The sequence below is a fragment of the Thermoactinomyces sp. FSL K6-2592 genome (assembly GCF_038006465.1).
Lineage (GTDB): Bacteria > Bacillota > Bacilli > Thermoactinomycetales > Thermoactinomycetaceae > Thermoactinomyces > Thermoactinomyces vulgaris.
Genome location: NZ_JBBOVH010000001.1, coordinates 666,852 through 682,816 on the forward strand (window position 1 = coordinate 666,852; position 15,965 = coordinate 682,816).

Annotated in this window: 10 protein-coding genes, 8 tRNA genes and 2 rRNA genes; all 20 read left to right on the top strand. The window is 50.6% G+C overall.

All coding sequences use genetic code 11. From position 1 onward, the window contains the following. The first annotated feature begins 125 nt into the window (after positions 1–125). The 20 genes from NYE37_RS03455 (at position 126) to NYE37_RS03550 (ending at position 15,836) form a co-directional block, all read left to right on the top strand. Positions 126–899, top strand: coding sequence for an enoyl-CoA hydratase-related protein (locus tag NYE37_RS03455; RefSeq protein WP_037996276.1), 774 nt, complete (start codon positions 126–128; stop codon positions 897–899). 85 nt (positions 900–984) lie between these two features. After that, on the top strand, positions 985–2,142 hold the full coding sequence (locus NYE37_RS03460; RefSeq protein WP_231855195.1) for a Leu/Phe/Val dehydrogenase: 1,158 nt from the start codon (positions 985–987) through the stop codon (positions 2,140–2,142). A gap of 9 nt (positions 2,143–2,151) precedes the next feature. Next, positions 2,152–3,228 carry a pyruvate dehydrogenase (acetyl-transferring) E1 component subunit alpha gene (gene pdhA, locus NYE37_RS03465; protein WP_082240808.1) on the top strand — a complete coding sequence of 359 codons (1,077 nt, stop codon included), beginning with the start codon at positions 2,152–2,154 and terminating at the stop codon, positions 3,226–3,228. Beyond that, positions 3,225–4,202: an alpha-ketoacid dehydrogenase subunit beta gene (locus NYE37_RS03470; RefSeq protein WP_037998365.1), complete on the top strand. Its 978-nt coding sequence runs from the start codon at positions 3,225–3,227 to the stop codon at positions 4,200–4,202. The genes pdhA and NYE37_RS03470 overlap by 4 nt, the downstream gene beginning before the upstream one ends. A gap of 15 nt (positions 4,203–4,217) precedes the next feature. Further along, positions 4,218–5,390 (top strand): dihydrolipoamide acetyltransferase family protein, encoded by a 1,173-nt coding sequence (locus NYE37_RS03475; RefSeq protein ID WP_049720531.1) that lies wholly within the window; start codon positions 4,218–4,220, stop codon positions 5,388–5,390. 109 nt (positions 5,391–5,499) lie between these two features. Next, positions 5,500–6,864: a cytochrome ubiquinol oxidase subunit I gene (locus tag NYE37_RS03480; protein ID WP_037998430.1), complete on the top strand. Its 1,365-nt coding sequence runs from the start codon at positions 5,500–5,502 to the stop codon at positions 6,862–6,864. After that, positions 6,848–7,867: a cytochrome d ubiquinol oxidase subunit II gene (locus NYE37_RS03485; protein ID WP_037998427.1), complete on the top strand. Its 1,020-nt coding sequence runs from the start codon at positions 6,848–6,850 to the stop codon at positions 7,865–7,867. Before NYE37_RS03480 ends, NYE37_RS03485 begins: the two co-directional genes overlap by 17 nt. A gap of 224 nt (positions 7,868–8,091) precedes the next feature. Further along, a 23S ribosomal RNA gene (locus NYE37_RS03490) occupies positions 8,092–11,027 on the top strand. A gap of 54 nt (positions 11,028–11,081) precedes the next feature. Next, positions 11,082–11,158 (top strand) — tRNA-Arg (locus tag NYE37_RS03495). A gap of 9 nt (positions 11,159–11,167) precedes the next feature. Then, positions 11,168–11,282 (top strand): 5S ribosomal RNA (gene rrf, locus NYE37_RS03500). A 506-nt stretch (positions 11,283–11,788) separates the two neighbouring features. Beyond that, complete coding sequence (locus NYE37_RS03505) at positions 11,789–13,021, top strand: dicarboxylate/amino acid:cation symporter (protein WP_037998344.1); 1,233 nt, start codon at positions 11,789–11,791, stop codon at positions 13,019–13,021. 131 nt (positions 13,022–13,152) lie between these two features. After that, positions 13,153–13,239: transfer RNA gene (locus tag NYE37_RS03510), tRNA-Leu, on the top strand. Between the two features lie 3 nt (positions 13,240–13,242). Further along, positions 13,243–13,316 (top strand) — tRNA-Gly (locus tag NYE37_RS03515). Positions 13,317–13,324: 8 nt separating this feature from the next. Beyond that, positions 13,325–13,400, top strand: a tRNA-Thr gene (locus NYE37_RS03520). Between the two features lie 6 nt (positions 13,401–13,406). Continuing rightward, positions 13,407–13,483, top strand: a tRNA-Glu gene (locus tag NYE37_RS03525). A gap of 5 nt (positions 13,484–13,488) precedes the next feature. Then, positions 13,489–13,565 (top strand) — tRNA-Asp (locus NYE37_RS03530). Positions 13,566–13,578: 13 nt separating this feature from the next. Continuing rightward, positions 13,579–13,654 (top strand) — tRNA-His (locus NYE37_RS03535). Between the two features lie 3 nt (positions 13,655–13,657). After that, positions 13,658–13,732 (top strand) — tRNA-Gly (locus NYE37_RS03540). A 189-nt stretch (positions 13,733–13,921) separates the two neighbouring features. After that, positions 13,922–14,695, top strand: a complete 774-nt coding sequence (locus tag NYE37_RS03545; RefSeq protein WP_037998340.1) for a hypothetical protein — start codon at positions 13,922–13,924, stop codon at positions 14,693–14,695. Positions 14,696–14,786: 91 nt separating this feature from the next. Continuing rightward, on the top strand, positions 14,787–15,836 hold the full coding sequence (locus NYE37_RS03550) for an Ldh family oxidoreductase (protein ID WP_049720529.1): 1,050 nt from the start codon (positions 14,787–14,789) through the stop codon (positions 15,834–15,836). The last annotated feature ends 129 nt before the right edge of the window (positions 15,837–15,965 follow it).

Here is a 15,965-nt window from a genome sequence, read left to right on the forward strand (position 1 = left end):
ATCTCACAACCGCTTCACCGTGACGGACTGACAAACAATCGCTTGTTTGGTAAAATGAAAACATATGATAAATAAATAATTTTTCGAAAAATGAAATCGCTTTCTTTACAAGGGGGAATATTCCAATGGATCAGCAAATGCTGTTGCTGGACAGGATGGAGCCGATCGCAAAAATAACGCTGAATCGCCCGAAGTCACTCAATGCCTTAAACTCCGGCCTGATGAAAAAACTGGCCGATGAATTGGAAGCGCTGGACCGGGACGAAGCGATCCGGGTGATTGTTTTGACCGGGAGTGAAAGGGCTTTCGCGGCGGGAGCCGACATTAATGAGTTGTCTGAAACCAAGCCGGTCGACTTTGTGATGAAACAATTTTTCCGGGATTGGGAACGGATCCGCAAAATCTCCAAACCTTTGATTGCGGCTGTCAACGGTTATGCTTTGGGCGGGGGCAATGAACTGGCGATGTGCTGTGATATGATCATTGCTTCCGACACGGCTCAATTTGGACAACCTGAAATTTTATTGGGAGTGATCCCCGGAGCCGGGGGAACCCAGCGCCTGACCAAAGCAGTCGGAACAAAAAAAGCGATGGAAATGATTTTGACCGGAAAAAGCATTTCGGCAGAAGAAGCCCTGCAGTGGAGATTGATCAATCGTGTGGTTCCCGCGGAGGATTTGGAAAAAGAGGCGCTGTCCCTTGCAAAAGAGATTGCGGAAAAGCCGCCTGTTGCAGTCCGGCTGGCCAAACAAGCGGTTTTAAAGGCGCAGGAACTTCCTTTGGAACACGGATTGAATTTGGAACAAAATGCTTTTTTTCTGCTCTTTTCCTCAGAAGACCAAAGCGAGGGTATGCGGGCGTTTTTGGAAAAAAGAAAACCGGAGTTTCGGGGGGAATAAGATCACACTTCCGGTTTTGGGCATATGATGAATTGAGAGATTTTCAGGCTTGTCAGTCAACTTGTTCAAAGTGGAGATGATAAGAATGGGAAGCATGAAAATCAATGAACAAATGCGGGGAGCTTTGCTGGAGGAAGCGAAGATGCGCGACGTGTTTGAAATGATGGACCGCTATGGCCATGAGCAGGTCATTTTTTGCCGTCATCCGCAAACCGGTCTCAAAGCGATCATCGCCTTGCATAATACAACCGCGGGACCGGCTTTGGGCGGATGCCGCATGATTCCGTATGCTTCGACGGACGAAGCCCTGGAGGATGTTTTGCGGTTGTCCAAAGGCATGACCTATAAATGCAGTCTGGCAGATGTGGACTTTGGCGGGGGAAAAATGGTCATTATTGGAGACCCGAAAAAAGATAAGTCGCCGGAGTTGTTTCGCGTGATCGGCCGTTTTGTGGGCGGGTTAAACGGCCGTTTCTATACCGGAACCGACATGGGAACCAACCCGGAAGATTTTGTCCATGCCGCCAGGGAATCGAAATCTTTTGCCGGATTGCCGAAATCGTACGGCGGAAGCGGGGACACATCCATTCCCACCGCGCTCGGGGTGTTTCATGGAATGCGGGCAACCGCCCGGTTTTTATGGGGGACGGATCAGCTGAAAGGGCGTGTGGTTGCCATCCAGGGAGTCGGCAAGGTGGGAGAGCGCTTGTTGCAGCTTTTGGTCGAAGCGGGGGCTTACTGCAAAATTGCCGATATCGATTCGGTGCGATGCGAACAGCTGAAAGAAAAGTATGGCGACAAGGTCCAAGTGGTGGATGTGAACCGGATTCACAAGGAGAGTTGCGATATTTTCTCGCCTTGCGCCAAAGGCGGCGTGGTCAATGATGACACCATTGACGAGTTTCGTTGCCTGGCCATTGTCGGATCCGCCAACAACCAACTGGTGGAAGACAGGCATGGGGCTTTGCTTCAAAAACGAAGCATTTGGTATGCGCCCGATTATCTGGTGAATGCCGGAGGGCTGATTCAAGTGGCTGATGAGCTGGAAGGCTTCCATGAAGAGAGAGTGCTTGCCAAAACCGAAGCGATTTATGACATGGTCCTGGATATTTTCCACCGGGCGAAAAATGAGAATATTCCCACTTGTGAAGCGGCGGACCGGATCGTGATGGAGCGTTTGAAAAAGTTAACCGATATTCGCCGGATTTTGTTGGAGGATTCCCGCAACAGCGCAAGGAGGTAAAAACCATTGATGGAACTGATGACCAAGGATGAAGTCTGCCATCTTTCCCCGGATGGCCATTTGACGGAATCGGGAAAGGAAATCTGGAACCGGTTGAGTGTGGAAAAGAAAAAAGACTTTTACCGGTGGATGGCCTTCGTCCGCCATTTTGACCGGCGGTCGGTTTTCTTGCAACGGCAAGGGAGAATCGGAACCTATGCCCCTTTGGAAGGACAGGAAGCGGCGCAGGTCGGAAGTTCCTTGGCCTTGCAAAAAAAAGATTGGATTTTTCCGAGTTACCGGGAACACGGGGTGGCGATGATTGCCGGAATGCCGTTGTCTCAAATCTTGCTTTATTGGATGGGCAGGGTCGAAGGATGCAAAGCCCCGGAAGAAATTCGCTTATTGCCTCCTTCCGTGCCGATTGCCACCCATCTTCCGCATGCAGTCGGAACGGCCTGGGCATCGAAATTGAAAAAAGAGGACAGCATCGCGGTCTGTTACTTTGGGGACGGGGCCACATCCGAAGGGGATTTTCACGAAGCTTGCAATTTTGCAGGGGTTTTCAACATCCCGGTGATTTTTTTCTGCCAAAATAACGGCTATGCCATCAGTGTGCCGTTTTCGCGCCAGTCGGCGTCAAAGACGGTGGCCGAAAAGGCGAAAGCGTATAACTTTCCGGGAATCCGCGTCGATGGAAATGACGTTTTGGCCGTGTATGATGTGATGTCTAAAGCCGTCGCGCGTGCCCGTGCCGGGGAAGGACCGACCTTGATCGAAGCCGTGACTTACCGCTTCGGTCCGCACACCACGGCCGATGATGCCACGCGTTACCGCCCGCCGGAAGAAGTGGAAGAATGGGTGAACGAAAAAGATCCTTTGCTGAGATATACCCGCCTGTTGAAAAAGGAAGGGTTGTTGACGGACGAAGAGGAGAAAACGTGGGAAGAAACCTGCAAAGAGAAAATGGATCAAGCCATTTCCCGGGCGGAAAAAGAAGAGCCGGTCCCTCCCGGGCATATGTTTGCGCATGTATATGAAACCTTATCCGCAAATGAAAAGAGACAAAAACTGGAGCTTTTGGAAGAGAGGGATTATCGTCGATGAAACCAAAAACCATGGTGCAAGCCATATGCGATGCGCTGAAGGTGGCATTGGAGACCGACCCGCGGGTGATTTTGCTAGGGGAAGATATCGGGAAAAACGGAGGGGTTTTCCGAGCGACGGAAGGATTGTGGGAATTGTTCGGAGAGGAGAGGGTGATGGACACCCCGCTTGCGGAAGCGGGCATCATCGGTTCCTCCATCGGACTGGCTGTAGGCGGGTTTCGTCCGGTGGCGGAAGTGCAATTCATGGGTTTTATTTATCCGGCGATGGAACAGCTGGTGACGCATGCCGCGCGCTTGCGGACAAGGACACAAGGAAGGTATCCGGCTTCCATGGTCGTGCGCGTTCCGTATGGCGGGGGGATCCGGGCGCCCGAATTGCACTCTGATTCCACGGAAAGCTTATTTGTCCACATTCCCGGATTGAAAGTCTTGGCCCCTTCAACTCCGAAAGACGCCAAAGGGCTTTTGCTTGCCGCCATTCAAGATCCGGATCCGGTTTTGTTTTTGGAACCGATGCAGTTGTACCGTTCGGTGAAAGAAGAAGTTCCCGAAGGGTGGTATGAGGTTCCGATCGGCCAAGCGCGGAAAGTGACGGACGGGGAAGATGTCACCCTGATTGCATGGGGAACCATGGTGCCGGTGGCGAAAAAAGCGGCAGAAGCAGGAAAAAAAGAAGGAATCTCCTGTGATTTGATTGATTTGCGTTCCTTGTCGCCATTGGATGAAGAGACGATTATTCACTCTGTCAAAAAAACGGGGCGGGTCGTCATTGTCCATGAAGCCCCCCGAACCGCCGGGGTTGGAGCGGAGTTGACGGCACTGATCAATGAACAAGCTTTTCTGTACCTGGAAGCCCCGGTGACCCGGGTGACCGGTTATGACGTGCCGGTGCCGATGTATGCATTGGAAGATGATTTCCGCCCGGATGTGAAACGGGTGTATCAAGCGATTCGCCAGGTCGTTTCTTATTGAGGGGGGAGAGAAGAAGTGGCAGTGAAATTTTGTTTGCCGGATATCGGCGAAGGGGTGACGGAAGCCGAAATCATCCGCTGGCTGGTGAAAGAAGGAGAGAAAATCGAAGAAAATCAACCGGTTTTGGAAGTGCAGACCGATAAAGCAGTCGTGGAATTGCCCGCGCCTGCCGGCGGAAAAATCATGCGGTTGAAATGGACCGAAGGGCAAGTGGTACCCGTTGGGGAAGTTTTGTATGAACTGGAAGAAGACGAAACCGTTGCCCGCCCGGTGGCCCCGCAGAAGAAAAAGAAAAAAAGAGTTTTGGCAACCCCCTCCACGCGGCGTCTGGCCAGGGAACACGGAGTGGATATCAATGAAATCAAGGGAACGGGGGAACATGGGCGGGTCACCAAAGAAGATGTCCTCCGCCATGTGAACCGGAACAAGGAGAGGCCGGTATCCGGTATCCTCCCTCCGAAAGTGGAAGTTCCCACTCAGGAAGTGGTGGAGGAAGATTTGTCACCGACGCGGCGGGTGATCGGGGACCGGCTGCTTTATTCGGTGACCCGCAAGCCGCATGCGACCCATTTTGATGAATTGTCGGCAGATGGTTTGGTCCGGTGGTACGAACAACAAAAACAAGCGTCGGCCAATGATCCGTCGTTGCCCAAATTAACTTATATGGCCGTTTTGGCAAAATTAGTCGCCGTGACATTGAAACACCATCCCCGGTTTAATGCCCATTATGATGAGGAAAATCAGCGCATCCGGCAGTTTTCGTCCATTTCGCTGGGGATGGCGGTGGATGCCCCGGGAGGACTCGTCGTTCCGGTGATTCAACAGGCCGAGCAAAAAAGCATCGACCAGCTGGCGGAAGAAATCGGAAGATTGACCCAACTGGCAAGAGAAGGGAAGCTTTCGCTGGATCAAATGAAGGGAAGCACTTTTACCATCAGCAATGCCGGGGCTTTGGGGGGAGAATGGGCGACCCCGATCATCCAGCCCCCGGAGGTGGCCATACTTGCCTTGCACCGGATCGGGGAAAAACCGGTCGTGGAACATCACCAGCTAACCGTCGGATGGCGGATGAACGTCTCGCTCAGTTTCGATCACCGGGTGTTGGACGGAGCCGATGCCATCCGTTTTACACAAACTTTGGGCGAATATACCCGGGATCCCGGAAAGTTGTTGCGGGAACTCATTTGACAAAACAGGTTTTGATGATGGAAGGCTTACAAAGTAAGTCTTCCTTTTTTGCATAAAATTTCCTGATCCTATCAAACTAAGACAAGACCGTGAGACGAGGAGGATTTTTATGGATCAGGTCACCATGGCCCGAATCTTTTTTGGGACTTCTTTGGCTTTTCACATCATCTACGCCACGTTGGGAATCGGTTTGTCGGCGATGGTTTTTGTAAGCGAATGGCTCTTTTACAAAAGAAAAGATCTTCACTACGCGGTCATGGCTAAGCGGTGGACCAAGTCAGTGGCACTGCTTTTGGGAGTGGCCATTCCGAGCGGGACCATTGTGGCTGTCCAGCTTTCGCTGTTGTGGCCGGGATTTATGAAAATTGTCGGTCAAGTGATCTCGGTTCCGTTTCAGATTGAAATCTATGCATTCTTTTTGGAAGCACTCGCCTTATCCATTTATGTTTACGCTGCTGACCGCCTGGCCCCTTTGTGGCGGGTGATTTCCGTGTTTTTAGTGGCTTTTGGCGCCGCGGCTTCCGGAATTTTGATCACATCGGCAAACACTTGGATGAATACTCCTGCGGGGTTTGACATGAAACCGGACGGGACGGTCTACAATGTGGATCCATGGAAAGCTTTTTTTAATCCGAGCTTTGGAAACACCGCTTATCATGTGGTGGTCAGTGCGCTCATGACCGGAGCATTTGTGATCGTGTCTATGGCCAGTTACCGCTTGTTGAAGGGAAAGGCCGCCGAACGCCCCGTTCATCAAAAAGCTTTGTTTTTCTCGTTGATTGCAGCGTTTGCCATGTCGTTTTTGACGGCAGTTTCCGGACACGGATCTGCCCAAAATTTGCATCAATATAATCCGGAAAAACTCGCCGCTTCAGAGGGATTGTTTGAAACCCGGCGTTATGCCCCACTGATCATCGGCGGTGTGGTGGATCAAGAAAAAAGAGAAGTGAGAAACGGGATTGAAATCCCCTACATGCTCAGCTTTTTGGCAGGAGACCGGTTTGACACGGAAGTCAAAGGCTTGGAGGAATTTCCGGAGGAAACCTGGCCGCCGGCCTATGTGCACACTTTGTTTAACATCATGGTGGGAATCGGTGTCCTCTTGTTGGCTCTTTCCGCTTTGGCCCTTTATTTTTGGTGGAAACAACGGGATGCAAAGGAGAAAAATCTGCCCCGCTGGCTGTTGTGGTTACTGGTTGCATCCGGGCCCTTATCCATGCTGGGGATCGAATTTGGCTGGATTTTCAGTTGCAGCGGACGTCAGCCCTGGACGATTTACGGGGTGCAACTAACGGCGGAAGCGGCAACCAAAGCCGGGAACCTCGGTTTCCTGTATGTCCTGTTTGCCGTGGTATACGGGTTGTTGAGTTTGATGTTGGTCAAAGTGATGATCTCCTATTTCCGGCGTCATCCCCTCGAAGAAGATCTGGAACAAATGAGACAAAAGGGGTATTCCTATGGAGCAAACTATTGAACCGTCGATTGCCATTTTGTTGATATGGATGCTTGTCTACGTCTACAGCATGGCCGGATCCATCGATTTTGGAGCCAGCTTTTGGGCGATGATTTACAATCAAAAACGATCCAAAGCTGGACAAGTAGCCAACCGGTTTTTGTCTCCCACTTGGGAGGTGACCAATACGATTTTGGTGTTGTTGGTGGTGTCCATGGTGGGCTTTTTCCCGAAAGCGGCTTATATGCTGGGAACGGTGCTGTTGGTTCCGGTCAGCATCATTTTGTTGCTGATCACCTTGCGCAGTTCTTTTTTGGTGTTGTCTTATTCGGCCGGGGGGTCAGCCAAAGGACTCCGTATTGTTTCGGGTATGACGGGCTTGTTTGTCCCGGCGCTTTTGATCAGCGCGTTGCCGGTGACGGAAGGCGGCTTTATCCGGGAAACCGGGGGACAGATCATGATGTTGTTTGATAAGTGGTTAACCAGTCCTTCTGTTTATTTGTACATGTTGTTCGGGCTTGCGTCGGAATTGTTTTTGTCTGCTTTGTTTCTCGCGGATTATTCGAGGGAAGCCAATGATACGGAGGCTTATGCGATGTACCGGAAGCAAGCCGTCTGGCTCGGGCCGGTGGCCATCGCAGCGGCGGTTTTGACGCTCGTTTTTTTGGAACCGGAAGCGGAATGGTTGTTGCATAGGCTTAGCGGACAGTTGAAACTGTTTTTGTTATCCATGGTTTGTTTCTTGATCGGGTACCTTTTTTTATGGCGGGGAGGCCGGCGGATCCGGGTGGCGATCATTTTTATATTTTTACAATATGCGTTTGCCACGTTTGCTTACGGAATTGCCCATCTTCCGTATATTGTCTATCCCTACTTGACGGTCGGAGAAGCATTTACCAACATTAACACCTTCTATTCCCTGCTTAAAATCCTTGGTGCGGGGATTGCCCTGCTCTTGCCGGGATTCTTGATTTTTTGGCGTTTTTTCCTGAAGGATAAGCGTTATTTGCAAAAGCAGGAATAGGAAACATAAAATTTTTTAAAAAAATGTCTTGCGCAATTTGTCGATTTGTGTTAAATTATTTCTTGTCGCCGCGAGGCGATGGAAACAATGAAAAAACGACGCACTTTGAAAATGAGATATGGAAGAAGCAAGACGAGGTTGAAGAAGCTCGTTTGACGAGAATCTTCACACGTCGCTTGTCAAGTTGCAATCACCGGGAGAAGTAATCTCCAAGAGAGCCAGTAGGGTAAGCTACTAAGGGCACACGGTGGATGCCTTGGCGCCAGGAGCCGATGAAGGACGGGACGAACACCGATATGCCCCGGGGAGCTGTAAGTGAGCGTTGATCCGGGGATGTCCGAATGGGGGAACCCGCCAGCTTGAAGAGCTGGCACCGCCATCTGAATCCATAGGATGGACGGGGGCACACCAGGGGAACTGAAACATCTTAGTACCCTGAGGAAGAGAAAGCAAACGCGATTCCCTGAGTAGCGGCGAGCGAAACGGGAACAGCCCAAACCGGCTGGCTTTGCCAACCGGGGTTGTAGGACGTCTCACACGGAGTTACAAAGGTGACGGATAGATGAAGTGGTTCTGGAAAGACCCGCCAAAGAAGGTAACAGCCCTGTAATCGAAATCGGTCACCCTCCGAGACGGATCCTGAGTACCGCGGGACACGTGAAACCCCGTGGGAAGCAGGGAGGACCACCTCCCAAGGCTAAATACTCCCTGGCGACCGATAGTGAACCAGTACCGTGAGGGAAAGGTGAAAAGCACCCCGGGAGGGGAGTGAAAGAGAACCTGAAACCGTGTGCTTACAATCAGTCGGAGTCCTTTTAAAGGGATGACGGCGTGCCTTTTGTAGAATGAACCGGCGAGTGACGGTTACGTGCGAGGTTAAGGTGAGAAGCCGGAGCCGCAGCGAAAGCGAGTCTGAACAGGGCGAATGAGTACGTGGCCGTCGACCCGAAACCGGGTGATCTACCCATGTCCAGGGTGAAGTTCCGGTAACACGGAATGGAGGCCCGAACCTGTTGGTGTTGAAAAACCATAGGATGAGGTGTGGGTAGGGGTGAAATGCCAATCGAACCCGGAGATAGCTGGTTCTCCCCGAAATAGCTTTAGGGCTAGCCTCGGAGAGGAGTCGTGGAGGTAGAGCACTGATTGGGCTAGGGGCCCCCACAGGGTTACCGAACTCAGTTAAACTCCGAATGCCACAGACTCGTCCTCCGGGAGTCAGACTACGAGTGCTAAGATCCGTGGTCAAGAGGGAAACAGCCCAGACCGCCAGCTAAGGTCCCAAAGTAACCGTTAAGTGGCAAAGGATGTGGAGTTGCCCAGACAACCAGGATGTTGGCTTAGAAGCAGCCATCATTCAAAGAGTGCGTAATAGCTCACTGGTCAAGTGACTCTGCGCCGAAAATGTAACGGGGCTAAACGGTTCACCGAAGCTGCGGATGTCCTTCGGACATGGTAGGGGAGCGTTCCAAACAGCAGCGAAGCTGCTTCGTGAGAAGCGGTGGAGCGTTTGGAAGTGAGAATGCCGGTATGAGTAGCGAAAAGAAGGGTGAGAATCCCTTCCACCGAAAGCCTAAGGTTTCCTGAGGAAGGTTCGTCCGCTCAGGGTTAGTCGGGACCTAAGCCGAGGCCGAAAGGCGTAGGCGATGGACAACAGGTTGAGATTCCTGTACCACCTTGTTCCGTTGACGACGGGGGGACGCAGGAGGGTAGAGAATCGCGCGACTGGTTGTGCGCGTCCAAGCAGTGAGGCTGAAGAGACAGGCAAATCCGTCTCTTCTTAAGGCCAGGCTGTGATGGCGAGGGAAGTTTCAGTACCGAAGTTCTTGATCTCACACTGCCAAGAAAAGCCTCTAAGGAGGAACAAGGTGCCCGTACCGCAAACCGACACAGGTAGGCGAGGAGAGAATCCTAAGGTGCTCGGGAGAACTCTCGTTAAGGAACTCGGCAAAATGACCCCGTAACTTCGGGAGAAGGGGTGCCCCGTTAGGGTCTTCGGGCCCGAGGGGGCCGCAGTGAAGAGGCCCAGGCGACTGTTTAGCAAAAACACAGGTCTCTGCAAAGCCGCAAGGCGAAGTATAGGGGCTGACGCCTGCCCGGTGCTGGAAGGTTAAGGGGAAGAGTTAGCTCACGCGAAGCTCTGAACCGAAGCCCCAGTAAACGGCGGCCGTAACTATAACGGTCCTAAGGTAGCGAAATTCCTTGTCGGGTAAGTTCCGACCCGCACGAAAGGCGTAACGATCTGGGCGCTGTCTCAACGAGAGACCCGGTGAAATTGTACTACCAGTGAAGATGCTGGTTACCCGCGACAAGACGGAAAGACCCCGTGGAGCTTTACTGCAGCCTGATATTGAATCCGGGTACGGCTTGTACAGGATAGGTGGGAGTCTGCGAAGCCGGAGCGCCAGCTTCGGTGGAGACGCCGGTGGGATACCACTCTGGCCGTATCGGGGTTCTAACTCGCCGCCGTCATCCGGCGGGAGGACCGTGTCAGGTGGGCAGTTTGACTGGGGCGGTCGCCTCCTAAAAGGTAACGGAGGCGCTCCAAGGTTCCCTCAGCGCGGTTGGAAATCGCGCCCTCAGAGTGCAAAGGCAGAAGGGAGCTTGACTGCGAGACCTACAAGTCGAGCAGGGACGAAAGTCGGACTTAGTGATCCGGTGGTTCCGTGTGGATGGGCCATCGCTCAACGGATAAAAGCTACCCCGGGGATAACAGGCTTATCTCCCCCAAGAGTCCACATCGACGGGGAGGTTTGGCACCTCGATGTCGGCTCATCGCATCCTGGGGCTGAAGTAGGTCCCAAGGGTTGGGCTGTTCGCCCATTAAAGCGGTACGCGAGCTGGGTTCAGAACGTCGTGAGACAGTTCGGTCCCTATCTGTCGCGGGCGCAGGAAATTTGAGAGGAGCTGTCCTTAGTACGAGAGGACCGGGATGGACGCACCTCTGGTGTACCAGTTGTTCCGCCAGGAGCACCGCTGGGTAGCCAAGTGCGGAAGGGATAAGCGCTGAAAGCATCTAAGCGCGAAGCCCCCCTCAAGATGAGATTTCCCATTCCCTTCGTGGAAGTAAGACCCCTTGTAGATGACAAGGTAGATCGGTCCGGGGTGTAAGCACAGCAATGTGTTCAGCTGACGGATACGAATCGGTCGAGGGCTTTCCCTACTACTTCTCACGGTTGCATTGCTTCTTCCATCCTCATTTTCAGGGTGTGTTCATGTGCCCTTAGCTCAGCTGGATAGAGCGTCTGACTACGGATCAGAAGGTCGGGAGTTCGAATCTTCCAGGGCACGCCAATCAAATTGTCTGGTGACCATAGCGGAGGGGATCCACCCGTTCCCATCCCGAACACGGAAGTTAAGCCCTCCAGCGCCGATGGTACTTGGGGATGACCCCTGGGAGAGTAGGTCGTTGCCAGGCGAATTGTCACCCAAACCACCTTCAGCAGTCTTGCTGAAGGTGGTTTTTTTATGTTTCATGCGCATTTAAGGTATCTTTTTTTAAAAATATAAATTTAGCAATTTAAATTTTACATATTTGGAGTATCCTATTGAGAAAAATTGCCAAAAAGGTTTATGTGAAGATAAAAAATATGAATATTGAAAAAGTGTTTTTACCTTTGCCGGTACGAAGAAAACGGGGATGATTTTCAGAGAAGAGGGATCAAGGGCAAAGTGATCGTGAATCTGAAATCTTCTGCTCTCATTCCAATGCACAAGAGGGGACCGGCTTGCAACCGGAATTTGCAATGATAAATAAAATCTTTTGGTTTTTTTAGGATGATAATTTTTAGTTGAGATATTTCTTTATAAAATATATAATAAAATTGTCATTATTACCTTGTCGCCTGTATTGTCTGATTAATTTAAAATTGATTTTTTATGAATTATCGAATTATTTTTGAAAGGTGTGAGGCTATGAAGAAGATTTCCTTGACGAAAAAGATTTTGATCGGGATCTTGCTCGGTCTGATAGTTGGTGTTATTCTTAATCTTTATTTTCCATCTGCATTTGTCGTCTTGAATCAATATTTATTTGACCCGGTCAGTAATTTATTTATTAAAGCAATTAAAATGGTTGTCGTTCCTCTTGTGTTTTTCTCGCTGGTTTCGGGAGCTGCCGGCATTGCCGATCCGAAAAAACTGGGGCGCATCGGCGGGAAAACGATTATCCTGTATATTCTGACAACGGCAATCGCCATTACTTTTGCCATTATTTTGGCAAATATCATCCAGCCGGGAACCGGGGTTACGATTGACCAACCGGCGGAAGAAGTGAAAGTGGATAAGCCGCCGAGCATGATTGATACCCTGGTGAATATCGTTCCGGAAAACCCGGTGAAAGCCATGGCTGAGGCGGAAATGCTGCAAATTATCTTTTTCGCTTTGCTGTTTGGAATTGGAATCGCTTTATTGGGGGATAAGGCCAATCGCATCAGAGAAGTGATTGAACAGGGAAATGAAGTGACGTTGAAACTGGTTACCCTTGTTATGGCCACAGCCCCTTATGCGGCATTTGCCTTGATGGCCCGGGCGATCGGGGAATCCGGGATCGAGTTGATCGGTTCCATGGCGATATACATGATCACCCTGTTGCTGGCGTTGTTGTTGCATATGGGTGTGACATACAGTACACTGCTTGCCGTATTTGCGAAGATGAATCCGATTTTCTTTTTCAAACGCATGATGAGGGCGATGGAAGTTGCCTTTACGACCAGCAGCAGTGCCGCCACCCTGCCGGTGACCATGGATGTGGCGGAAAATGACTTTAAAGTCCCGAAATCGATCAGCAGTTTTGTGTTGCCGCTCGGCGCCACGATCAACATGGACGGAACGGCCATCATGCAGGGGGTTGCCGCCATTTTCATCGCCCAGTTATATGGAATTCCGTTGGGGATTGATGATCAGCTCATGATTATTTTGACCGCAACCCTTGCGTCAATTGGTACGGCCGCTGTTCCGGGAGCCGGAATGATTATGTTGACTTTGGTGTTGCAATCGGTGGGGCTGCCGGTTGAGGGGATTGCCATTGTACTCGGTGTGGACCGTTTGCTGGATATGAGCCGTACGGCGACCAATATCACCGGGGATGTGTGTGTGGCAGTCGTTGTTGCCAAAGGAGAAGAAAAAAGACAGCAACAAGAAGGTTCAGCTGCGTGATCTTCAGTGGCATCAAGGGGAAAAAAGACGGGATTCCCGTCTTTTTTTTGTTGAAAAAGGGGTTGCGTTTTTTTCGAACCTGTGTTAAATTATATCAGCGTGAGATGATTTTCTAATTTCCATAACATTTTGCGGTCGTGGTGGAATTGGCAGACACGCTATCTTGAGGGGGTAGTGGCCTTTTGGCCGTGCGAGTTCGAGTCTCGCCGACCGCACCAGTTGCGGGTGTAGTTCAGTGGTAGAACATCGGCCTTCCAAGCCGAATGCGAGGGTTCGATTCCCTTCACCCGCTCCAGAGCATCCGCTCCCTTAGCTCAGTTGGCAGAGCGCTTCCATGGTAAGGAAGAGGTCACCAGTTCGAGCCTGGTAGGGAGCTCCATGAAACGGCCCGTTGGTGAAGTGGTTTAACACACCAGCCTTTCACGCTGGCATGCAGGGGTTCGAATCCCCTACGGGTCACCAAATGCGGAGCTGTGGTGTAGAGGCCTAACATGCCTGCCTGTCACGCAGGAGATCGCGGGTTCGAATCCCGTCAGCTCCGCCATTTTTTTTGGATGGCGGCCGTGGCGAAGTGGTTAACGCACCGGATTGTGGCTCCGGCATTCGTGGGTTCGATTCCCACCGGTCGCCCCATATGCGGAAGTGGCTCAGGGGTAGAGCATCGCCTTGCCAAGGCGAGGGTCGCGGGTTCGAATCCCGTCTTCCGCTCCAAACAAACCGATAACCAAGCAAAGCTGCAAGTGATTTAAAACTTGCAGCTTTTTTCTTTGCTAAAAAGGTGTTCCCTGGAATGTTTACATATTTTTTATTCAATTACAAATTAAATCAATTTTATCCAATTTTAAGAAGGAAATTGAAAAAAGATGTGGAAAACTAATTCCCCGTAAGGGGGTACATAAAATGACAAAAAAATGGATTAAACTTGCTCAAGTTGTTTTGTCGTTGGTTTCGTTGTTGGTAATCAGCTTACATCCGGCCGTTTCATCAGCGGCAGACGATGCGGATGTACAAGCGAAGCTCAAATCGTTGGTTGAAGCAAATGTTTTAAAGCCGATTCCTTTTAAGGGAAATTGCACCTCGATTCAATTCAAAGTACAGGTGGGAAGCGTTTTTAAGTTGGTTGATCTTCCCGACACCCCGCTAAAAGTGGTGGTGCCTTATGAAATTTACTGGTATCCGGCTTCCGATCAAGGGTTGGTGAACGGGAAGAAAGTGGATCAGGGAGTACTGGATGTAAAAGAAGACAACGAAACTCTTTTTGTGAAATATGATCCCAGGTCCAATCCGAACGGCGCCAAAGGGACGTATGTTTTAAAAGTAAGATTGAACATAAACAATGAAGTCATCGGGAAGATCTTGATTGCAAAACTGGTGTTCAACCATGATTGCGGATCGGATCAACCGGGGGCGCCCGATGATCCAGGAAGCGGCCAACCGAATGACCCGAATAATCCCGATGATCCCGGAAACCAGGATGATCCGAAAAATCCCGGAAACGGTGGTGATCAGCCCGGCGATGACAATCAAAAGGGTGGTTCCAAACAGCCTCAAGGAGGAAAGTTGCCCAAGACCGCGACGTCATATGGAACCGGAATGATGTTTGGACTTGGGGGAATCCTGGCCGGGATGGTACTTCTGTCCGTTGCAATGAAAAGAAAATCCCTTTTGGGTTAATTTTTTTCGGATCCGGAGAAAAGAAGGAAGGCCTGTGACAATGCAGGCCTTTTTCTTTACGCAAATGATCTGAAAGGAGGTTTGCCATCCGTTGCCGCGATTTAAAGATGCCGATCTGCGGCGATTTGCCGAAACAGTGCTCAAAGCGGTCGGAGTTTCTCAAAAAGATGCGAAAATAATAACGGATTCATTGATACAAGCCAACTTGGAAGGAATCGACAGCCATGGCATCAGCCGTTTGCCGGTTTATGTGCGCAGGATGATGGAAGGCAGAATTTCCGTGCGCCCGTGTCTTCGGATCATTCAACACGGATCGGCGTTAAACGTGGATGGAGACAACGGGTTGGGGCAAGTGGTTTCTTACCGTTCGCTGGAAGCGGCGATTCCCGTTGCAAAAAAACTGGGCATGGCCGGTGTCTTTATTCGTCGCAGCAATCATAACGGCACAGGTTCGTTTTACTGCCAGCAAGCCATGCGGGAGAATATGGTGCTGATCGCCATGACCAATACCCCGCCGGGCATTGTGCCAACCGGAGGCAGAGAACCGCGGCTGGGGACCAATCCGGTTGCTTTCGGTTTTCCGGTGAACGACGGTCCACCGTTGATTGTTGACTTGGCCACCAGTATGGTTGCAAGAGGCAAAGTGATTTTGGCCGCCCGCGAAAAGAAACCGATTCCCAAGGGCTGGGCCGTTGATGAAAACGGAATGGATACAACGGATCCTTCGGCCGCACTCAAAGGGGCGATGCTGCCGTTGGGGGGAGCCAAGGGATATGCTCTGGCATGTGCAATTGAGATGTTTTGCGGGGTCTTAAGCGGTGCCGCCTTCGGGAAAAATGTAGTCAGCATCTATGAAGAGAAGGCTGGCTTTGCTGGTGTGGGACACCATTTCATCCTGTATCATGTGCCGCATTTCATGTCATTAAAGGAATATGACAAACGGATGAACGCCTTTTTACGGATGTTGAAAGAAACACCTCCTTCCACAAACAGTGATGGCGTTTATTATCCGGGAGAAAGGAGATATCAAAGATATTTGCAAAGAAAAAAACAAGGAATTCCTCTTTCGGATGAAGTGGTGAAGGATTTGAATGACATGGCGAAAAGCCTTTCGGTACAAGGGGTTTACCAGGGAGAATAAAGTTCTTCTGTGTGATTTATAATAGAGAGAAAAAAATTAATTTTTTTGTTGACAAGTGATCAAATATGGGTTAATATATTCAACGTTGTCGCGAAAAACTGCTGCATGACTTGTTCCTTGAAAACTGAA

Excerpts from the sequence above, each read along its gene's own strand:
- NYE37_RS03460 (WP_231855195.1), top strand. The coding sequence starts at position 985 with ATGGGAAGCATGAAAATCAATGAACAAATGCGGGGAGCTTTGCTGGAG.
- NYE37_RS03485 (WP_037998427.1), top strand. The coding sequence starts at position 6,848 with ATGGAGCAAACTATTGAACCGTCGATTGCCATTTTGTTGATATGGATG.
- pdhA (WP_082240808.1), top strand. The coding sequence starts at position 2,152 with ATGGAACTGATGACCAAGGATGAAGTCTGCCATCTTTCCCCGGATGGC.
- NYE37_RS03455 (WP_037996276.1), top strand. The coding sequence starts at position 126 with ATGGATCAGCAAATGCTGTTGCTGGACAGGATGGAGCCGATCGCAAAA.
- NYE37_RS03480 (WP_037998430.1), top strand. The coding sequence starts at position 5,500 with ATGGATCAGGTCACCATGGCCCGAATCTTTTTTGGGACTTCTTTGGCT.
- NYE37_RS03470 (WP_037998365.1), top strand. The coding sequence starts at position 3,225 with ATGAAACCAAAAACCATGGTGCAAGCCATATGCGATGCGCTGAAGGTG.
- NYE37_RS03545 (WP_037998340.1), top strand. The coding sequence starts at position 13,922 with ATGACAAAAAAATGGATTAAACTTGCTCAAGTTGTTTTGTCGTTGGTT.